Raw genomic sequence first — 20,726 nt, 5'->3', positions numbered from 1 at the left:
TTGGATTGTTTATGAATCATAATTTATCTAACGGTGTAAATTTATTTTAGAGACAACTAATGTTAAAACAACGGTTTATCTTCGTTTCGATGTTGCTTTTTTTCGTGGTGAACGGTCTGTTGGCCAATTCTGCGAAAACCGATCACGTGGAAGCGGAACTGGTGCCGGAAGTGACCACGATTGTTCCCGGCGAGGCATTTTGGGTTGGGCTTCACATGAAAATTCAAGATCACTGGCATGTGTACTGGCGCAATGCCGGCGATGCCGGTTTGGCGACCGCCATCGATTGGGAATTGCCGGAAGGCTTTTCCGCTGGGGAAATCCAGTGGCCGCATCCCGAAGCCATTCCATTTGACGAATTCATGAATTTCGGTTACGAAAATGAAGTGCTGTTGCCCGTGCAAATTACGCCACCGGCGAATCTGGCACCGGGAAGCACCGTCACGCTGAAGGCAAATGCCAGTTGGCTGGTTTGCAAAGATGTGTGTATTCCGGAAAATGTTGATCTGGAATTGCCGCTGGCGATCGGTGAACATGTGGCGATTAACGCGGCGTGGACACAACCATTTGCCGACACTCGCGCGATGTTGCCAATTACAAATTCCGGCTGGAAAGTTCAGGCTGCCAAAATAGATACCGCGTTGGTTTTCGAAATCGTTCCGCCCGAATGGGTGAGTGATTCGCCGGGAAATATCCGCTTTTTTCCGTATGACGAGCTGGTGATCAACAACGGCGCCGTGCAGGAAGTGACCGCCACCGGCAACGGCTACCGGTTGAACGTGCCGCTTTCGCCGGATCGCGAGGGCGATCCCGAACGCATTTCCGGTGTGTTGGTTTCGGAGAACGGCTGGCGCGGTACCGGATCGGAAAAATCGCAGGAAATCAGCGTTGAGATCGGTAATTCGCTGGACAGTAATTTTGGCACATCCGCCGGAAATCAGGAAATCGGCAGCATTTGGTGGGCGCTGTTGTTCGCGTTTGTCGGTGGTATGATTTTGAATCTGATGCCCTGCGTGCTGCCCGTTTTGTCGCTCAAAATTCTCGGTTTTGTGCAACAAGCCGGTGAAGACAGCAGCAAGGTTTTTTCCCATGGAATGGTATTTACGCTTGGCGTGTTGGTTTCATTTTGGGTGTTGGCCGGCGCGTTGCTGCTGTTGCGGGCGGGCGGCGAACAGCTCGGCTGGGGATTTCAACTGCAATCGCCGTCATTTATTGTTGTGTTGGCTATCTTTTTGTTTTTATTCGGTTTGAATTTGTTTGGTGTGTTTGAATTGGGGACTTCGCTGATGGGTGTCGGGCAGGGCGCAGCCAGCCGCTCGGATTACCTCGGATCGTTTGTGAGCGGCGTTACGGCCACCGTTGTGGCTACGCCGTGCACCGCACCGTTTATGGGATCGGCGCTCGGTTTTGCGCTCAGCCAGCCGGCGTTGCTTTCGATGGCCATTTTCACGGCGTTGGGAATGGGAATGGCGCTGCCATATGTGTTGCTGGCGTCCTCTCCCGGATTGCTGAAATTTGTGCCAAAACCCGGCGCGTGGATGGACACCCTCAAACAATCCATGGGATTTTTGATGATGGCAACCGTCATCTGGCTGCTGTATGTGCTGGATGGTCAGGTTGGCTCGCTGGGTGTTTTTGTGGCGTTGCTGGCGCTGCTGGTTGTCAGTTTTGGCGGCTGGGTGTTGGGGCGTTGGGGAACGCTGATGCGCAGTAAAACCACCCGTTTGGTTGCCAAAACCATCGCTGCTGTGCTGATTGTCGGCAGCGCATGGCTTACGATCGACATGGTTGGCGATGGCACTGCCAGCGCATCCGCTGCGACCAAAACCAGCGCAAATGCCGCCGCACACGCCGGTTGGGAGCCGTATTCACCCGAATTGGTCAATACACTGCGCGCGCAGGGAAAGCCTGTTTTTATTGATTTTACAGCATCGTGGTGCCTCAGTTGTCAGGTCAACAAAAAAGTTGCATTGAATAACGCTGAGGTCGAAGCTGCATTTGCCAGCAAAGGTGTGACAAGAGTCATTGCGGATTGGACGTCAAAAGATGAAAATATCACGCGTGCTTTAGCCGCTTTCGGACGAAATAGTGTTCCATTATACGTGCTTTACGGCGCCGGATCGAACGAAAAACCGATAGTTCTGCCGGAGTTGCTAACGCCCGGACTGATTCTGGACGCGCTGGCGCGAATCAACTAATATTTCACCACTGCCGGGTGGTGCTCATTTTCGCATGGATCGATGGGTTTAATGGACAAAATACTGATTGTTGAAGACAACGAATTGTGGAGCGACAGTTTTCGCGAATGGATTGGCGATGGCTATCACGTGAAAGTTGCAGCGAACAAAACCGATGCGCTTCAGCAATGTGAATTGATGGAGCCAGATCTCATCATTATGGATCTGGGATTGCCACAAATCACCGACGGATTAAATCTGCTGGATGAGTTGATCAAACTCGGGCAGGATTTTCAGATCATCGTAGTTACATCCTACAAAGAACATGAATACGCGCTGGAAGCGCAGCGGCGAGGCGCCTATTCGTATTTCTCCAAAGGCGACGAAAAATTGGAGGAAGAGCTGCCGCACCTTGTCAAACAAGGGTTGAAAATGCAAAAACTGGAGCGCGAAAACACCGAATTGCGTTCCAAATTGAAACAAAATATCCGGTTTGATGATATCGTGGCGGTCAGCAAACAAATGCAGCAAATCCTCGCCACAATTGACCGTGTGAAACACAGCGTGGAGCCGGTGCTCATCACCGGGGAATCCGGTTCCGGAAAAGAGGTGTTTGCCCGGCACATCTACAAACAAAGCCCCCGGTTGAACGACAGTTTTGTGGCCATCAACTGCGCAGCGTTGCCGCCCAATTTGCTGGAAAGTGAGCTGTTCGGCTATGAAAAAGGTGCATACACCGGTGCGCTAAAACAAACGCGCGGCAAAATTGAGCTGGCGGATAACGGCACACTGTTTCTCGATGAAATTGGCGACATGCCGCTGGAATTGCAGGCCAAACTGCTCCGCGTGCTGGAAAGCAAACGCTTTTTCCGGCTCGGCGGCGAAAAAGAAATTACGGTAACCTTCCGTTTGATTTCCGCAACCAACCAACCGTTGCAGGATATGATCAAAGAGGGCACCTTCCGCGAAGATCTTTTTTACCGATTGAACGTTATTCCCATCCAATTGCCGCCGCTGCGGGAACGCCCGGACGATATTCCGGCGATGATTGACTATTTCACCGAAAAATTTTGTCGCGAAAACGACCTGCCCAAGCCCAAAGTATCCAACCGCGTGATGGCTTTTTTATCGCACTTGCCGTGGGAAGGCAACGCACGGGAGCTCGAAAACACTGTCAAACGATTGATTTTGACCAATTCCCAGCATATCGATATCGAGCATTTGCCGCCGGACATTCTGGAATCCAGCAATAATTTTCTCGATAAAGCATTAGCTAACGAGCTTTCGCTGGAGGAAATAACCCGGATTTATGTGCGAATGGTGTTGGAACAGAAAAAGGGCAACAAAAAAGACGCTTGCAAACTGCTGAACATCAATTACCGCACGCTGATGAGTAAACTCCAATAATTCTCACAAAATAATATGACGTTCAAGGCTTATGCCAATTCGCACCCGGCGTTTTTCCGATTCAGGAATAATTTGGTCGTTGCGGGTGTAAGTGAAGTTGACCGATCGGGTAATATCCTTGGCGATATTTTCAAACATCACTTTTAGCTGAAATATTGAGCTGGTAAACCTTGCTTCGCCATTATTGACCGCCAGACTTTCCAGAATAGACTCATCCAAACCGTCGCGCCCTTTAAACCCTAACACAAAACTGCGGATTTTTGGTGTATTAAAAACCGGATCGGTAATTTTGTTGAGCAGAAAATCTTTCGTGACCGGACCGGAATAGTTGTCGTTGCCATCCGTAAACGTAACCATTGCGCGATGGTGCAGTGTATCAGATTCCTGTGCCAGCAAATCGATGCCGGTGTTCATTGCAGCATACAGCGCCGTGTATTGTCCCTGCTGCAACCCGTTGATATGATCGATCAAATCTGATTGTTTGGTCGTTAACGGGATATAATTGATCAGCGTGGAAAAATCTACAATCGCGATTTTGGGATACCGGATGTTGTCGCGCATTTCGGTGTAGATGATGTCCAGAAAATCTTTTGCATATTCTTTTACCCAATAGAAATCGCCGCCGAGCGAATTGCTTACATCCAGCACCAATACGATATTCATCCGGGTTTTATCCCGTTTGCTTACCGCAAATTCGGAGGTGTTGTGCCAGTGATCTGAAAGTAATTCCTCAGACCACCACTTAAAAATGCGGGAATAGACCGGAGAATAATCTACTTTGATATCCTCGAGTAGAAACGTCACATTCGGCTGCCCGACAATGGGTGGTTTACGCAATATATTTTCACCGACTTTTATCAGATCGGAGGTGGCGTCCGTGTCAATTTTGATGTGTGGATCGATTCCGGAAGGATTCCAGTAATCAAAAGCCAGATAAAGGGTTAGTGTGTCCAAAATGCCCTGTGGTGGCGGCGGCGGAATAGTATCACCAGGCATACTATCCACAGGCGCCGAATTTCTGTTACCGGAGCCGTAAACAATGCTATCTTCACAAGCCGGAAAAAGTGTAGCCAAAATCATCAGCAAACAAATCGCCAAAATCCCCATTGCCCTATTCATACCCGGTTCCTTCCAATGGTGCGGCACAACAAAAGTTGTTACAACTTGCCCTGAAAACATTTTTGGATTGTTAATTTTATATTATGCATTGATTCGAACTATGTCAAGTAATAATATAGATTGCAGTGACTAACCGTGACGCGGAAAAACCTGTGAGAACAATCATATTTTGTTGCACATTTATTTCGTAAAATTTGTATATTCCAATAGTTAGCGGGGATTTTTGAGGTAACAATTCTGTTCAATTAACACAATAGAAGCAAATGATGCGAAATTTAACTTCCTTGAGCCCATTTCCGGAAATCAATCCCTTTCAACTTTTTTGGAGAATACCAATGAATGCTGCGAAGCATGCGTTAATACCGCTTTTTTGGGGTGGGCTACTGCTGCTCATTTCTGGTTGTGCCATGCAGGTTGTCGACACACCGCAATCTGAATACCAGGTGTTTAAAGGACAAAAATCCACTGTAATTGTCGATTTGGTGTGGGATGATGTTCTCCGTGCATTTGAAGAATTAAAAGTAAGCGATTTGCACATTGTTGATATCGAAACATACCGAAAGGACAACAAACAGCTATTCGGTGCGGTTTGGCATCGCGAAAGCCCCAAAACCATGTTTTACAGATCCAGTTTGGGTGCCAGCGGAAACGACTGGCGGACATTCGAAAGCCTTTGGAAATCCATGAAAAATGATGGTATGCGGCTCATCGATATCGATATTTATCAGGATGCCGGGCAATATTATGCCCTGAGTATTTGGCAGGAAGGCCGTTACGAGATTGCCATACGCGTGAATGTAAAAATCGGCAGCGAATTTGATATTGTTCGCGACGGAATGCTCAAAAACGGTATGGTAATTGCAGATTTTGAGCCCTACGACCTCGGCGGTTCCGTGTTTTATGTGGTTGTTTTTCGCTCCGGCAAAGGAGATGATTATTTCAAAAGCGTTGGTGAAAGGGATTTCCGGAGCAAATTTGGCGATAACCGTAACGGTTTTGAATTAATAGATTTGGAAATATACCGGGAAAATAGCTCCGATAAAGGGGCAACTTATGCCGGTGCGTGGAAACCGGGAAATGTGCCGCAACGGTTGGAAATTGGTGTCGATTGGGAGCAATTTTTGGAGCGATGCGCTGCTTTTGAACGGGAGGGATTGTATCTGAATGATCTGGAAATTGAATCCCGGAGCAACCGCCCGTTTTCTGGTGTATGGAGTTCGCAAAACATCGGGCGCTAAGCAGTTGTAGAATATTACTTTAACGGAATTGAAAACGATAATTCGACCGCTGAATTACCGGCACGAAATGCCGGCTTCGGGTAATTCGACCAACCTGCATCCACAACGTTAATCACCCAAAAAACCGCGGTTGCCAGCGTAAGCGCCTGTCGCGTTTTATGCCAGCCATTGTAATCATCGTATAATCTGCTGATTTCTGCCGGGTCCTTTGCTGCAACATAATCATCTTTCAGGCTTTGCGATTTGCTGTACGCCACGCCGGTTGCGATCAACCCTGCCCAAAATCCGCCGCCAAGTACCACGGCCCGCCCGCGCTGACCTTTGCGCAACTGTCCCCATCCCGGAATAACAGCAGATCGCAGCGCTGCACCGGGGCGCAAATCTTCTGCGATTACGTATTTAGTGAACACTCTGTCATTTTCCTGTTGCGAAATCGAACGAAATTCTTCCTTTAATTGCTGAAAAAAATCGATGATTTTTGGCGATGTTTCAGCCGGATTCAGCTCTAAATCCGGTTGCAGCGACAGCAGGCTTAGAAAATGCACCCGCGCCGAATCCTGATCACCGAGGTTGAAAAAAGAGAACGCCATATACCGGTGGACAACGGCCAATTCATCCGGTGATAACGCATTTCCCGGTAATTTCAGCAGCTCATTTCCTTTGGTTATTGCCGATTCAAATTCAACATTTTCATACAGTTGCTTCAACTGATTTACAGAATTGGAAACAGGTTGTGCAAACAGGTTTTTGCACAGCAATAGCGGGAGTAATAAAAAAATAATGACAATTCGGTTTCGGGTGAATGCGGGGTAGCAACGCTGCAAGTGGCGCTCCGTAATTTATCTGTTGAGTGTTATCCGGTGTTTCAGGGTTTCCCCTGCGGTAATGAGCACGGTTTCCTCCCAATTGGGAAATGCCGGATTTTCGAGTTTCAGGGTGTACTCACCCGGTTTTAGCGCCAGCGGTTTTGCCAGCGGCGTGGTTTCTACATATTGGTTATCGATAAAAATTTTTGCCCACGGCAACACCTGTAAATCCAGATAACCGGTCAGGGAATGCAAATTGACGATTAGCGAATCGCTGTTTCCGCCGGAAATTTCCACAGTGCTGCGGTGCGGCGGGAAGTTCGGGTTGCGCAATTCGATAACATGACGCCCCGCCGGCAGGATCAGCGGTTTACGCAACGGTGTGGTTTCAAACTGTTCGCCATTAACAAAAATATGCGCCCACGGCGTGCATTGCACCATCAACTCGCCGGTTGCGGGTGCGGCAACAGGCGTTGAACTGCTGTCTGTCAAAACGGGAAGCTCTATTTTTTCTGTGTTCGTTGCCGGGGAAGTTGTGTTTTCGCGGGGATTTTCGTCATTTGCGGATTGGTTGAGTGCAACACGATTTTCCGGTTGCGAACCCTTTTCCGCCAACGCCGATGTTGGTTGTTCCGGGTTTTGCTCAACCGGTTGCGATTGAATTTCCGGTTCATTCATCAATGAATCTGCACCTGTGTTGAGCGTTTCCGCAGCTGCGGTCATTTTATCTTGAATTGGCAAAACACCATTTTTTTGATCCGGTTGGTTGGCATTTATCCACCAAACGCCGAGCAGCAGCACCGCAACAGCCGTTGTTGCAATGCCCAGCCAGCGTTTGCCCGGCGATTTGGGCAAATCAATGGACTGAATCACCGGCGGAGAAATTTCTGTGTTCTCGAAAGTGATCGATTCTTTATTCATTTGCCCGATCATTTGTGCCAGTTCCGGCGACCGGGAGGGCGTTTTCAAAAAATGTTCATTTTCCAGAATTGCTTCCGCCGATGCCGGGCGATCGTCTGTTTTTTTTGCGAGCATTTTTGAGATCAGCAGCGAATACCATTCCGGAATTTCCGGGTTAAGCGCGTGAAGCGGCGGCGGCACATCTTTCAATAATTTTTGAATGGATTCGACAATGCTTTGCCCTTTGAATGGCGACGGCTGACCGGCTAATTCGTAAAATGTGATGCCCAGGCTAAAAATATCCGTGCGCTCATCCAGGTTGGAAATCCGGGCTTGTTCCGGAGACATGTATGCGGGTGTGCCAACCACTTCGCCGTGGGCGGAAATAGTCGGTAAATCGGCGGTTCGGGCAAGTCCGAAATCGGCAATTTTCACGATGCCGTCCCGCCCGATCATGATGTTCGACGGTTTGATATCGCGATGAATAACACCCTGCCGATGGGCATACGCCAACCCGTTGAGCACCTCGCGGCTGATGTATAAAATTACCGAAAACGGCATCGGCGAAAATTCTTTGATGAACCGCGCCAAATCCATTCCATCAATAAATTCGATGACCAGGTAAAGGTTGTCGGGGTGGGTTTCAACATCAATAATATCAACCACATTGCGATGTTTCAGGCGAGCGCAGATCAACGCTTCGCGGCGAAATCGCTCCATCAAATCGGTTTCGTTCATCCATTGGTTATTCAACCGTTTGATGAGCACCGGGCGGTTCAGCGATAGTTGTTTCCCCAAATACGCTGTGCTGATCGGTCCCCGGCTGATTTCCCGGATAATATCATAACCTTTGATGTCTATTTTCACCTGTTCGCCTCAAATCGGATAAAAAGAAATATATGTTGCGAACGGCTGAAAATCAATGGTTGAGTGGCGACTTATTTCACATAAACGATCTTGAGTTTTTGTATTGAAGATCGGGATTGCAAAACAGCAAGGTAAATGCCGCTACTGACGTTCTTCCCGGTTTCGTCGATGGCGTTCCATTGGAAATTGCGCTCACCGGAAGGCAGGTTGCCGTTGTGCAGCGTGCGGACTTTGCGTCCGTTGATATCAAAAATGGTCAGTTGATAATCCGCCCGTTGCGGGATGTTGACAGCCAGCTGAATGCTGCCGTTAAACGGATTTGGATAACCGTGCAGCAGTGCAAACGATTCCGGAAATCCGGATTCGGACGGATCGATTGCGGTTAACGGCGAGCTGTAGATTTCGACGGTGCCAACCGGCGAGTTGATGGAATTGGCGTATCCGCCGATCACATAAATTTCGTCATCCAAAACAGCCGATGTCATGGAAATGCGCGCTGTCGGCAGATCCGGCGCCTGGGTAAATTGCTGTGTGGTGAAATCGAAAATATCCACCCGTCCGGTTGCGTAATTATTGGATAACACGCCGCCAATCATAAAAACGCTGTCGTTGAGGGTGGCGGTTGTGCCGTTGGCGCGGGCTACCGGTAAATCCGGCAATGTGCTCCAGGTGATTTCCCAGCCCGTGCTAACTTCGCCAACGTGGCTGTTTGCTGTGGGATAGTTAAAAATGCCGCCAAAAATGTAGATGGAATGTCCTTTTGCAGCGGAAAACGGTTTGAACCGCAGCAGATCGTAATTGGCGTCGATATCCTCCCATTTATCATCATCAGGATTCAGCCATTCCGCTTTATCTTCGTATTCACCGCTATCGCCAATACCGCCGACAACACAAGGTGCGTTCCAGATAGAAACGGCAATATGTCCGCGCCGTTTTTTTCGCAGGTCCTCGGAAAAAGACCAACTGTTGCCCGCAAGATCATATTCTTCAACGGCATCGGTTACTTCGCCATCGGCAGTATATCCGCCCATCAGGTAAATTTTGCCATCGACAATCATTGCCACAGCATCCAGGCGTGGAATTTGGGTTGGGGCAATGGCAGTTGCATCCCATGTTTGGGTGGATGAATCGTATCGTTCCACAGAATTCAGTATTTGCCCGTTGGCAGTCGCGCCGCCGATTACATAAATATAGCCATCCATGACAACTGAAGTGGCACCGTATCGCGGTGTTTGGAGCGCCGCGCCGCTTCGCCAGCCATTGGCAAAAATACCGCCCCACGATAAAATTATCGTAAGCAGGCAACTGTATATCATTGGCTTACGCATTGTAAATCCTCACTAAATTCAAAAAATATCTCCCCGTTACCATCACTCTTTGTCGTCCAGTCCCCATTCTTTGATGCGATATTGCAGCCAGCGACGCGAAACTCCCAGAATTTCCGCGGTTCTTGCGCGATGGTGTCCGGTAATTTCCAGCGTTTCCGCGATAACGGCGCGTTCAATTTCCCGCAGGGTTTTGCCGGCCAAATCATTTACCCGGGTTTTGCTGAGATTGAGCAAATCCGGTGTGATTTTGCCGCTGCGGGCAAGGATGACCGCACGTTCAACCGTGTTTTCCAACTCCCGGATGTTGCCCGGCCATTGGTAGCTGAGCATGCTGTTTTCCGCGCTTTGCGAAAATCCGTCGATCGCTTTATTGTTGATCCGGGCAAATTTTTTCAGGAAATGTTTGCCGAGCACCAAAATATCTTCGTCCCGTTCGCGCAGCGCCGGCATTTTGATGTTGATGACGTTCAACCGGTAATACAAATCTTCGCGGAAGCGTTTGGCCTGCACTTCTTTCCACAAATCTTTATTGGTTGCAGAAACGATTCGCACATCCACAATCCGGCTTTTGGCATCGCCAACGCGTTTGATTTCGCCTTCCTGAATCACCCGCAGCAATTTTGTTTGCACGTTCATGTTGATATCGCCGATTTCATCGAGAAAAATCGTGCCGCCGTCCGCTTCTTCAAAAAGCCCGGCTTTGTTGTCGATCGCGCCGGTGAACGCACCTTTTTTGTGCCCGAACAGTTCGCTCTCCAGCAAGCTTTCGGTAAGTCCACCGCAAAAAACGGGGACAAATAATTTGTCTTTTCGCGATGAATGGTAGTGCAGCGCCCGCGCGACCAGTTCCTTTCCGGTGCCGCTTTCGCCTTCGATGAGCACGGTGGCTTTGGCATCCGCAACGCGGTCGATCATGTCCAGAATTTCCTGAATCTCCCGGCTTTCGCCGATGATTTCCGGGAATACGGTGCTCAGCGAAATTTGTTTTTTTAGCTGACGATTTTCAGTTTGCAATTTTTCAAACAAACGGGCATTTTCGATCGCCAGCGCTGCCTGACGGGCAAATGCCTGTAAAAATTGCAGGCTTTCGTCGTTAAACTGTTCTGTATTGATGCGGCTGTCCATGTAAATTGCGCCGATCACTTCATTTTTGCGCAGCAGCGGCGTGCAGGCAATGGAGCGGATTTGCTGGATAACCACACTTTCTGCGCTGGCAAAGCGGGAATCGCTTTGGGCATCAAATGTGAGCACGGGTTCGCCATTTTCCAGAACCTGGTTAACCACGCTGCTGGAAAGATTTTGGATGCCGGATATGGATTCCTGCGAAATGTTTCGGGCAGTAGTCGCAGAAAAACCGCTGTTGCCGGATTTTAGCAACATAAATCCGCGTTCCGCTTTCAGTACGCCCATGGCGATGTCGGTAATTCTGTCTAACAATTCTGCGGTATCGTGCACGCTGCCAATTTCTTCGCTGATTTGCAGCAGTGCATCGTAAGGGTTTACGGTACTCATTCAATCAATCCATTGTTTGTGGGTGATGTCGATGGTGCGCTGCCAATTATCAACGCAGTTTGAACAGAGCGGCTGTAGTTCCCGAATGCATCGACGGCGTAAAGCACCCAATAGTATTCCCCGGCGGTGAGCGTTGTTGAAAGCTGGATGGTCGTTTCATCCGACGGGATAGAGTTGATGGTTGCAACCGGCGGTAATGCGATGTTTACGTTTGGATAAACCTCTATCCGGTAAATAAACGAATACGGTTGCGCAAATGCCTGCCATTGGAATTGAACAGGTTGTCCGGTCAATCCGGTTGGGGAAGTGGTAACGGGTGCAGTATCGATAATCCGGCTGATAAACCGGGCATCGGACATGGTTACATCCCCTTGCATATCCCGTACGTAAACAAAAAACGGCGTGCCCTGCAGCGCTTCCAGCGCAGAAACATCCAGTTGCCGGGTGGTGAGCCGCGCAAAATATTGCTGGCTTTGCTGGATAATTTGCAGGGTATCCGAAAATTGCAGATCGGGAATTTCGCACCACACCAGATCGATATCGCTCAACCCATCCACATCATCTACTGTAACCAAAAGATCGATAAAAAACGCATCCGGCGGAATAAATGAACCCAGATGACGGGTGGTCAGCGAAATGGATTCCAGCTCCGGCAGCCCGTTCAGCAAAAAATTTTGTTGGGCGGCGGTTTCTGCCTGCAAATTTATTTGGGTGGAATCGGCGGCATATCCGGGCGCGTTGCAACGGAGCAAATAGCTGCCATCCGCGAGATTCGCTTCCAGCGTGTAATTGCCATTCGCATCGCTTCTGGTGAAAACCTCGCCGGAGCCGATTGAAATTTGGGCGTTGGCAATGCCGGTTGTTGTGTTAAAACGGGTCACTTTTCCCTGAATCCGTATTTTCTGGTTTACAGTAAACGCCGGATCAAGTGGGTTAATTCGCGGCGCATCCGATATACAGCTGCTCAACCAGTACATTAATGCCAAAATAGTGCCAAAACGAATCGAAAGGTGCATGCAGACAGCAGGGCTCCAATATTCAGGTTTTTAAATTGCAAATAGTCATAAAATATAGATGTTGCAACCCACAAAAACAATAATAAACCCAGTTGTCGTTAATGCTGCGATTAACATTACAATTTAAATAATGCACCATTTGCACGAAGGTGAATTATATGCACGGTGCGATGAATGGCTTTTTGTTTTCTAAAATAACATTTTGCAAGATAAGTCAAATAAAATCAATATCATAAAATCGTTTTACAACATATGGTTAATTCGTGGCATGAAAATTGGATTATCTGATGTTGTAAGTTACAGTAAGAGGTTGATTAAATAGGCCAATTAACCCGTTTTTACTGTCATCTTGCTCTGCATCATCATATCTCCAGTTGGGCAGCCGGTGTTGGGCACGCCGGATGCCCTTTTTTTCAGAAATCAGTCAAAAATACAAATCTCATTTTACCGGCGGATAAGCCATGTTCCGCCAGTCTCCTGCGATCATCAGAAGTGTGAATTTCCGGTGATCGCATTTTTCTTTTTTACCCAAAAATCGCTTTTTGGATTTTTTTCGAGAGATGCCCGGTGTTACATTTAAGCTCACGAGAATTATGCAGAATCAACGAGTGCACAATAAACTGGAGATAAATATGAGAGTATCGCGGTTAGCGCAGGGCGTTAAAACTTCACCGATAATCACATTGGCAGCAGAAATCAATGAACGGATTGCCCGAGGCGAAAAATTCTATAATTTGACCATTGGTGATTTTAATTCACAAATTTTCCCGATTCCGGAATTGCTGAAAGCGGAAATTACCAAAGCCTATCAGGAAAACCAGACCAATTATCCCGGTGCCAAAGGATTGCCCGTGCTGTTGGAAGCCGTCAGCGAATTGTTGAAAATGAAAATGGATGTCCAATACGACACCAACAGTTTGTTGATTGCCAGTGGTGCCCGACCGCTGATTTATGCAGCCTATCTCGCGACTACCGATCCGGGAGACAAGGTTATTTATCCCGTGCCATCGTGGAATAACGACCATTACACTCAATTATCCACATCGATTCCGGTATTTTTTGAAACCTCACCGGAGCAAAATTTTATGCCCGACGCAGAAGATCTGGCGCCGCTGGTTAAAGATGCCCGGATGATCATGCTGTGCTCGCCGCTGAACCCCACCGGAACGGTAATGAGCAAGGCGAAACTGGAATCTATTTGCGATCTGGTGTTGGCGGAAAACCATCGCCGCAGCGGTCAGCGCCCGCTGTATGTCGTGTTCGACAGCATTTACTGGCAACTCACTTTTGGCGAAAATAAGCATTACAACGCAGTGCAACTGCGTCCTGCGATGCGCGAATATTCTATTTTTATCGACGGGATTTCCAAATCGTTTGCGGCTACCGGCGTGCGTTTGGGGTGGGGATTTGGTCCGGTGGATGTGATGGCTAAAATGCGATCCATCGTATCGCACATGGGCGCGTGGGCGCCAAAACCGGAGCAAATCGGTACGGGCAGATTCCTGAAAAATCATGCGGCGGTGGATGAATACATGACCCACATTTGCTCAGAAATCCAGCAACGCCTGCATGGTTTTTACAACGGATTTAAATCGTTGAAAGAAAAGGGGTTTAAGGTAGATGCCATCGAGCCGCAGGCAGCGATTTATCTTACCGTGCAAATGGATCTGAAAGGCGCCAAAACCGCAAGCGGACAAGTCCTGGAAAGCAACGCAGCCGTGCATCGCTATATTCTGGATGAGGCAAAAGTGGGTATTTTGCCGTTCTCATATTTTGGAACCTCGGAAGAATCCAACTGGTATCGCCTGTCTGTCGGAACCTGCAAACTGGAAGAGGTTGAGGAAATTATGAGCAATCTGGAAACGGCGCTGGGCAAATTATCGTTCTAAAAAATTATAAATGTTCACATAAAAAAAGGCGGTTGATCAACCGCCTTTTTTGTTTTCTGTCGATTTGCCAATAAATTACACAACACCCTGATCGAGCATCGCATCGGCAACTTTCAGGAATCCGCCGATGTTGGCACCGTTTACATAATTACCCTGCGTGTTGAACCGTTCCGAAACATCCACACATGTTCTGTGAATATTTTTCATAATCTGGCGGAGCCGATTGTCCACTTCTTCACGGGTCCATGAGAGGCGCATGCTGTTTTGCGACATTTCCAATCCGGATACGGCAACACCGCCGGCGTTTGCTGCTTTGCCGGGGCCGTATAAAATCCGGTTTTCCAAAAATATTCTGACGCCTTCGTTGGTTGTGGGCATATTTGCGCCTTCGGAAACGACGTAAACGCCGTTTTTCAATAAATTTTGGGCGTCTTTTGCGTTGATTTCATTTTGGGTTGCGCTGGGGAATGCGCAATGTGCTTTGTGGTCCCACATCGGGTTGTGATCGCTGTTCGGATCGACCGGTGTGTAAACGGCGCTTTTGTACACATCTGTGTATTCTTTAATGCGCCCGCGACGATAGTTTTTCAAATCCATCACATATTGCAATTTTTCCATATCGATTCCGGCTTCGTCGTAAACATAACCCTGGGAATCGGATAGCGTAACAACTTTCGCACCAAGCTGGATCAGTTTTTCAACCGTATACTGGGCAACATTTCCGCTGCCGGAAACCAAACAAATTTTACCTTCGAGCGTTTCGTTGCGGGTTGAGAGCATTTCTGCTGCAAAATATACGCTGCCGTAACCGGTTGCTTCCGGCCGGATGAGCGATCCGCCCCAATTGATGCCTTTTCCGGTTAACACACCGTCGAACCGGTTTGTCAGCCGTTTGTATTGTCCGAACAGATAGCCGATTTCCCGGCCGCCAACGCCGATATCGCCGGCGGGCACATCCGTATCCGCGCCGATATGACGATTCAGTTCCGACATAAAGCTTTGGCAAAAACGCATCACTTCCATATCGCTTTTACCTTTGGGATCAAAATCCGAGCCGCCTTTGCCACCGCCCATCGGCAGGGATGTCAGGCTGTTTTTGAATACTTGTTCGAATGCCAAAAATTTTAAAATGCCAAGGTTTACAGATGGGTGAAAACGCAATCCGCCTTTGTACGGCCCGATTGCACTATTCATTTCGATACGAAATCCGCGATTAACCTGAATGTTACCCTGATCATCTACCCAGGGCACCCGGAACATAATAACGCGTTCCGGCTCAACCAATCGCTCCAGAACTTTTGCAGCGCGATATTCACTATGGCGTTCCAACACCAAAGCCAATGATTCAACAACCTCCTCGACAGCCTGGTGAAATTCCGGTTCACCCGGATTTTTCGCTTTAACTTCCGTCAACAAATTCAGGACATAGTCTTGCATTGTGGATCCTCCAAATTAATGGATTAGTGGGTATTGCCGCGTCTGATTAATCTGAATTAATTTATTGTTTTAACTTAACTATTTTAAGGCATTCCTTACAAGATATTTTTGTGATTGTTCTGTGCGTAAGCGGGCAAACGGTAAAGTATCTCATTTCAAAATATCTATTGGAAAAATAGTGAAAAAACGATACTTTAGCTGCTGAATCAACGTCCAAAACACCATAATTGAGGAGCGAGACTTATGAAAATTAAGGAAAGTTTTCAGCGTAATATTGCTGTGTTAACCATTTCCGGAAACATGATGGGCGGACCGGAAACAACCGCACTGCACGAAAAAGTAAAAAGCCTGATTGCCGACGGCGCGAAAAATGTCGTTATCGATCTCAAAGGCGTGAAATGGTTGAACAGTTCCGGTTTGGGTGTGCTGATGGCTTGCTACACATCGATCAGCAGCGCCGAAGGCAAACTGAAACTCTCCAGCGTTGCCGAAAAAGTGCAAAGCGTAATGATGATTACCAAAATGATCAAAATTTTCGATACCTATGAAAGTGCTGATCGCGCTGTTGCCAGCTTCGAAAACGAAGCCTAAACGTCAATCCGAAAAACACAGGAGCTCTTTTGTTTATGAGAAAATTTGGAAAGATGTTTGGGGCACTGGCGTTGTTTGCAATGATTGTCGGATGCTCGGAAATGTCGAATAAACAGGATGTTAGCGTGATAAAAGATCATCAGCCGATTAGCGAGGTTAAAGCGCAACTGGACAAATTTGAACCGGTTGACATCGATTTTGACGAATCCGTACTGAGCGACGGCGATCGTCAGGCGTTGGCAAAACTGGTGCAGGCCGCCAAGCTGATGGACGAAATTTTCCTGCGTCAGGTGTATGCCCAAAATGTCGATTTGCGAGATGCGTTAACCGCAGCCAACACGCCGGACAACGCCATTTTAAAAGCCTACTTTGATGTAAATTTTGGTCCGTTCGATCGATTGGAAGATGACAAACCGTTCATCAATACCGGCACCCACAAACCGGAAGGCGCCAATTATTATCCGGCGGATATGACCAAAACCGAATTTGAAGAGTGGGTAACAAACCACCCGGAAGATGCAGACGCATTGCGCGGATTTTTTACCGTCATTCGCCGCGATGGTGAAAAACTGGTGGCTGTGCCATATTCCGAGGCATATCAGGAATTTCTCGAACCGGCAGCCAAACTGCTCCGTGAAGCTGCGGCACTTACGGAAAATGCATCGCTGAAAACCTATCTCACCAGTCGCGCAGACGCATTTTTGAGCAACGATTATTACCAAAGTGATATGGATTGGATGGATCTGAAAGATCACACCATCGAAATCGTCATCGGCCCGTATGAAACCTACGAAGACGAATTGTTCGGCTACAAAGCCGCGTTCGAATGTTTTATTACGTTGGTGGATGCCGATGCCAGCCAAAAATTGAAAGCCGTCGGGCAATATTTGAACGAATTGGAAAAACGACTGCCGATTCCCGATGCGCACAAAAATTTCAATCGCGGCAGCGAATCGCCCATAAAAGTGGTGAACGAAGTATTTACCGCCGGCGATACCAAAGCCGGTGTGCAAACCATCGCATTCAACCTGCCGAATGACGAACGCGTGCGCGAAGCCAAAGGCAGTAAAAAGGTGATGCTCCGTAACGTTACGCAGGCGAAATACGACAACATTTCCCGAAAAATAATGGCACGGGTGCTGCACGAAGATGATCTGCAAAAAGTGTCGTTCGATGCTTTTTTCTATCATGTGTTGCTGCATGAAATGGTGCACGGCATCGGACCCGGAACCATCACCAAAAACGGACAGCAAACCACCGTCAGCCAGGAATTGAAAGAAACTTATTCCACGCTGGAAGAAGCAAAAGCGGATATCGTTGGCTTGTATCAATTTCCGTTTATGGTGGAAAAAGGTGTGTTCAGCAAAGAAATTGGTGATGCCGTTTACGCCAGTTTTGTGGGCGGCATTTTCCGCAGTGTCCGCTTTGGCATCAGCGAAGCACACGGCGGCGGAAATGCGATTATCCTCAATTATCTGATGGAAAAGGGCGGGGTCGAATTCACCGCTGAAACGGCGCGATTCCACGTCAATTACGCAAAAATGGACGCTGCAGTTCGCGATCTCTCGCATGATATTTTGATGATTCAGGCGCTCGGCGATTACGACGGTGCAAAAGCCTTTATCGCCAAATACCGTAAAATTTCTCCCGAATTGCAAACCGCGTTGGACAAATTATCCGACATCCCGGTTGATATTCGCCCGGTTTACACGGTTGAGAAAAAACTGGGGATGTAATGTTCAATATTTATTTTTTTTACCAAAAAGGCAGGTTGTTTGACCTGCCTTTTCTATTTGTTTTGCACCTCTAAATGCCTCTCTTGCAATTTGCAATCCCGTATCGTTCTGAATATTTCCGGTTGACTTATTTAAGTTGTTGTTTATTAGAGTATTACCGTGCTTGTTTTTTGCTGGCATCTTTTTTGAAATATTAGGTTTAACGCTAAACTAAATTTTCAGAAAGGGATTAAATATGCCAGTATTTATTGATGAGATGACAAAATTGTATTTTCAGGGCGGCAATTTTATGTTACCGATTTTGGTCATGTGGATTTTCGGCTTAATAATCGGGTTCGTAAAATTATTCCATTTGTTACGTGCTGAATGGCAATCGCGACAGGTTATGCGCAACGTTCAATCTGCATTGCGCAAACAAAATGTCCGCGCTGCGTTGGCTATTTGCGAAACACAAAAAGATCCTGTTTCCACAATATTAACAGCTGGTCTGATTTATGCAAACGACAACATTGCTGACGCGGAGAAAGCAGTTACAAATGTGGGCAGTATTCAAACGGCGTTGCTAGAGCGCGGTATGATCTGGCTGGGATTTATCATCGTTGCGGCGCCAATGTTGGGGTTTACCGGCACGGTTTGGGGAATGGTTGAGGCTTTCAAAGCCATTCAAATGGTTGATGATATTTCACCTGCTGTTGTTGCCGGGGGGATTTCGCAGGCGTTACTAACCACATTATTTGGATTGGTTGTGGCAATGAGTATCCAGCTAATTTATAATTTGGCAAATACACGAATTGATCAACTGGTGCTAAATATGGAAGAAGTTTCGATATTGCTGGTGGATAGTTTAAAGGGGAAATAAACCAAAAAAAACGCCGGTCAACCGACCGGCGTAAACAAATATACCATTCCTGAAACATCACGCATAAACATCAACCAAATTACCAGAACCTAACAATTGTTGTCCGTTTTGTGCATTTTCCTGTGCCTGCGCCATTTGAATGGTTGCCTGCGCCATCTGCAACTGCTGCTGTTGGGCTTGCTGAAGCATTCGCATCGCCAGTTGCGCATTTCCACCGCCGGATACCTGCATTTTTTCTCCTTCCGTGAATTAAAATGACTTCCCTGTTTTTTAATAGAATCGTCACCGCCACAAATAACTTTATTGTAATGCTGTCGTAACGCAAATTCCTTAATTTTTGCTGTCAATTCTTCGATATTTCTTTTAGATTTTTTAACGGGATTTGGATCATAATAAATCAAGGAGCAGATATGAAGTGTTTTCGATTTGCGATATTTATGGTGTTTATTTTCAACATATTAAGCGCCCAAAATAATATGGGTGGCGGTGGAATGGATTTTTCGCGACAAGATTTCCCCTGTTTAACAGCAGAAAAGCGCATGGAAATTCAGCAACAGCTCGATGCAAGTATTCAGGATTTACTAAATCGTGGTATCATCGAATCTGCAAGAACAGAACAGGTGACGTTGATGGAATGGCCGGTAATCGGTGCATTGGGTCAAACGGATTACGGTTACCACGGTATTTCCAATTTTGTGGATCAAAATTCAGCATTTCCCAATCAATTGCAGGATTACAATTGCGGTGAACGAACTTATGACCTTGCCTCCGGTTACAACCATCAGGGCGTGGATATTTTTACCTGGCCGTTCGGCTGGTACCGGATGGATAATGACGAAATTATCATCGTTGCGGCGGCACCCGGCACGATTATTTTTAAAGCTTCCGGCAATAACGATCGCAGTTGTGGATTTAACGGGTCGGATTGGAACGCCGTTTATGTGCAGCACAGCGATGGCTCCGTAGCCTGGTACGGACACATGAAAAAGAACTCACCAACCGCCAAAAATGTTGGTGAAACAGTTGTTGCCGGGGAATATCTTGGCGTTGTCGGCAGTTCCGGCAATTCGACCGGGCCGCATTTGCATCTGGAGATACACGATGCCGGTGGCAATTTGATTGAACCGTTTCAGGGCGCTTGCAATAGCCTGAATACAGAATCGTGGTGGGCTGAGCAACCTCCGTATTACGATTCTGCGATTAATCGGGTAATGACCCACTCCGCACCGCCGGTTTTTCCGAGCTGTCCCACTCAGGAAGTGGTCAATGCGAAAGATGCATTTTTAGGAGGAGAGAGGGTCTATTTCGCAACCTATTACCGCGATCAACTGAACGGTCAACTCAGTGAATTCCGTATTCGTCAGCCCAACGGCGTTGTTTGGCAAAGTTGGTCTCATGCATCAACCGAGCCGCACTATCAGGCATCGTACTGGTATTGGTGGTGGAATTTGCCAGCGAACCCATTTTATGGCGTTTGGCAGTTTGAAGTTACATTTGAAGGTGAAACATACGTTCACGAATTCACTGTCGGGACTGTTGGCATTGATGATCAAGTTGAGAAATTACAATCGTTTAAGCTGAATCAAAATTACCCGAACCCGTTTAATCCAACAACCACAATATCGTATGAAATGCCTGTTTCCGGCTCGGTAAAAATTACGATTTTTGACGCAATGGGCAGAGAAGTGCGCCGGCTGGTAAATCAAATGCAGCCTGCCGGAAGCCACATTATTGAGTGGAATGGCAAAGCCGCAGATGGCAATCGGGTTGAATCCGGTGTGTATTATTACCGATTGGAGGCGGGGAATTTTCGGGAAACCAAACAAATGACATTAACACAGTGA

Annotated in this window: 16 protein-coding genes; 8 read left to right on the top strand and 8 right to left on the bottom strand. The window is 47.5% G+C overall.

The annotated features are described in order from the left end of the window. Positions 1–89 precede the first annotated feature (89 nt). Together H6629_05025 and H6629_05020 are read left to right on the top strand one after the other, a co-directional pair. A complete protein-coding gene (locus H6629_05025) occupies positions 90–2,198 on the top strand; it encodes a thioredoxin family protein (GenBank protein ID MCB9067154.1) in 2,109 nt (702 codons plus the stop codon). A gap of 51 nt (positions 2,199–2,249) precedes the next feature. Then, entirely contained in the window at positions 2,250–3,584 is a 1,335-nt protein-coding gene (locus H6629_05020) for a sigma-54-dependent Fis family transcriptional regulator (protein MCB9067153.1), read from the top strand. A 3-nt stretch (positions 3,585–3,587) separates the two neighbouring features. On the opposite strand, the gene H6629_05015 is transcribed toward H6629_05020, so the two are convergent. Beyond that, a complete protein-coding gene (locus H6629_05015; GenBank protein ID MCB9067152.1) occupies positions 3,588–4,703 on the bottom strand; it encodes a VWA domain-containing protein in 1,116 nt (371 codons plus the stop codon). Positions 4,704–5,038: 335 nt separating this feature from the next. Here H6629_05015 and H6629_05010 point away from each other — a divergent pair, with 335 nt between their 5' ends. Next, positions 5,039–5,941, top strand: a complete 903-nt coding sequence (locus H6629_05010) for a hypothetical protein (protein ID MCB9067151.1) — start codon at positions 5,039–5,041, stop codon at positions 5,939–5,941. Between the two features lie 14 nt (positions 5,942–5,955). On the opposite strand, the gene H6629_05005 is transcribed toward H6629_05010, so the two are convergent. The 5 genes from H6629_05005 to H6629_04985 form a co-directional block, all read right to left on the bottom strand. Continuing rightward, entirely contained in the window at positions 5,956–6,765 is an 810-nt protein-coding gene (locus H6629_05005; GenBank protein MCB9067150.1) for a hypothetical protein, read from the bottom strand. A 15-nt stretch (positions 6,766–6,780) separates the two neighbouring features. After that, entirely contained in the window at positions 6,781–8,514 is a 1,734-nt protein-coding gene (locus tag H6629_05000; protein MCB9067149.1) for a protein kinase, read from the bottom strand. Between the two features lie 71 nt (positions 8,515–8,585). Then, complete coding sequence (locus H6629_04995; GenBank protein ID MCB9067148.1) at positions 8,586–9,842, bottom strand: T9SS type A sorting domain-containing protein; 1,257 nt, start codon at positions 9,840–9,842, stop codon at positions 8,586–8,588. 42 nt (positions 9,843–9,884) lie between these two features. Beyond that, on the bottom strand, positions 9,885–11,354 hold the full coding sequence (locus tag H6629_04990) for a sigma 54-interacting transcriptional regulator (GenBank protein MCB9067147.1): 1,470 nt from the start codon (positions 11,352–11,354) through the stop codon (positions 9,885–9,887). Then, the gene (locus H6629_04985) at positions 11,351–12,370 is read right to left on the bottom strand and encodes a carboxypeptidase regulatory-like domain-containing protein (protein MCB9067146.1); all 1,020 of its coding nucleotides are present in this window, start codon (positions 12,368–12,370) and stop codon (positions 11,351–11,353) included. Before H6629_04985 ends, H6629_04990 begins: the two co-directional genes overlap by 4 nt. 632 nt (positions 12,371–13,002) lie before the next feature. Between H6629_04985 and H6629_04980 the strand changes: the two genes are divergently transcribed. After that, on the top strand, positions 13,003–14,259 hold the full coding sequence (locus H6629_04980) for an aminotransferase class I/II-fold pyridoxal phosphate-dependent enzyme (GenBank protein MCB9067145.1): 1,257 nt from the start codon (positions 13,003–13,005) through the stop codon (positions 14,257–14,259). Positions 14,260–14,334: 75 nt separating this feature from the next. On the opposite strand, the gene gdhA is transcribed toward H6629_04980, so the two are convergent. Further along, complete coding sequence (gene gdhA / locus H6629_04975; protein MCB9067144.1) at positions 14,335–15,696, bottom strand: NADP-specific glutamate dehydrogenase; 1,362 nt, start codon at positions 15,694–15,696, stop codon at positions 14,335–14,337. Between the two features lie 243 nt (positions 15,697–15,939). Between gdhA and H6629_04970 the strand changes: the two genes are divergently transcribed. From H6629_04970 to H6629_04960, 3 genes are all read left to right on the top strand, one after another. Then, positions 15,940–16,287, top strand: a complete 348-nt coding sequence (locus H6629_04970) for an STAS domain-containing protein (GenBank protein ID MCB9067143.1) — start codon at positions 15,940–15,942, stop codon at positions 16,285–16,287. Positions 16,288–16,388: 101 nt separating this feature from the next. Next, the gene (locus H6629_04965) at positions 16,389–18,023 is read left to right on the top strand and encodes a peptidase (GenBank protein MCB9067142.1); all 1,635 of its coding nucleotides are present in this window, start codon (positions 16,389–16,391) and stop codon (positions 18,021–18,023) included. A 256-nt stretch (positions 18,024–18,279) separates the two neighbouring features. Beyond that, on the top strand, positions 18,280–18,882 hold the full coding sequence (locus H6629_04960; GenBank protein MCB9067141.1) for a MotA/TolQ/ExbB proton channel family protein: 603 nt from the start codon (positions 18,280–18,282) through the stop codon (positions 18,880–18,882). A 57-nt stretch (positions 18,883–18,939) separates the two neighbouring features. Here the strand turns inward: H6629_04960 and H6629_04955 are convergent, their stop codons facing one another. Further along, positions 18,940–19,113 (bottom strand): hypothetical protein, encoded by a 174-nt coding sequence (locus H6629_04955; GenBank protein ID MCB9067140.1) that lies wholly within the window; start codon positions 19,111–19,113, stop codon positions 18,940–18,942. 179 nt (positions 19,114–19,292) lie between these two features. Here H6629_04955 and H6629_04950 point away from each other — a divergent pair, with 179 nt between their 5' ends. Then, on the top strand, positions 19,293–20,726 hold the full coding sequence (locus H6629_04950; protein MCB9067139.1) for a peptidoglycan DD-metalloendopeptidase family protein: 1,434 nt from the start codon (positions 19,293–19,295) through the stop codon (positions 20,724–20,726).

The sequence above is a fragment of the Calditrichia bacterium genome (genome assembly GCA_020634975.1).
In the GTDB taxonomy this organism is placed as follows: Bacteria; Calditrichota; Calditrichia; order RBG-13-44-9; family J075; genus JACKAQ01.
Note: the sequence above shows the minus strand (reverse complement) of the source record. Positions and strands in the feature narration are given on the sequence as shown.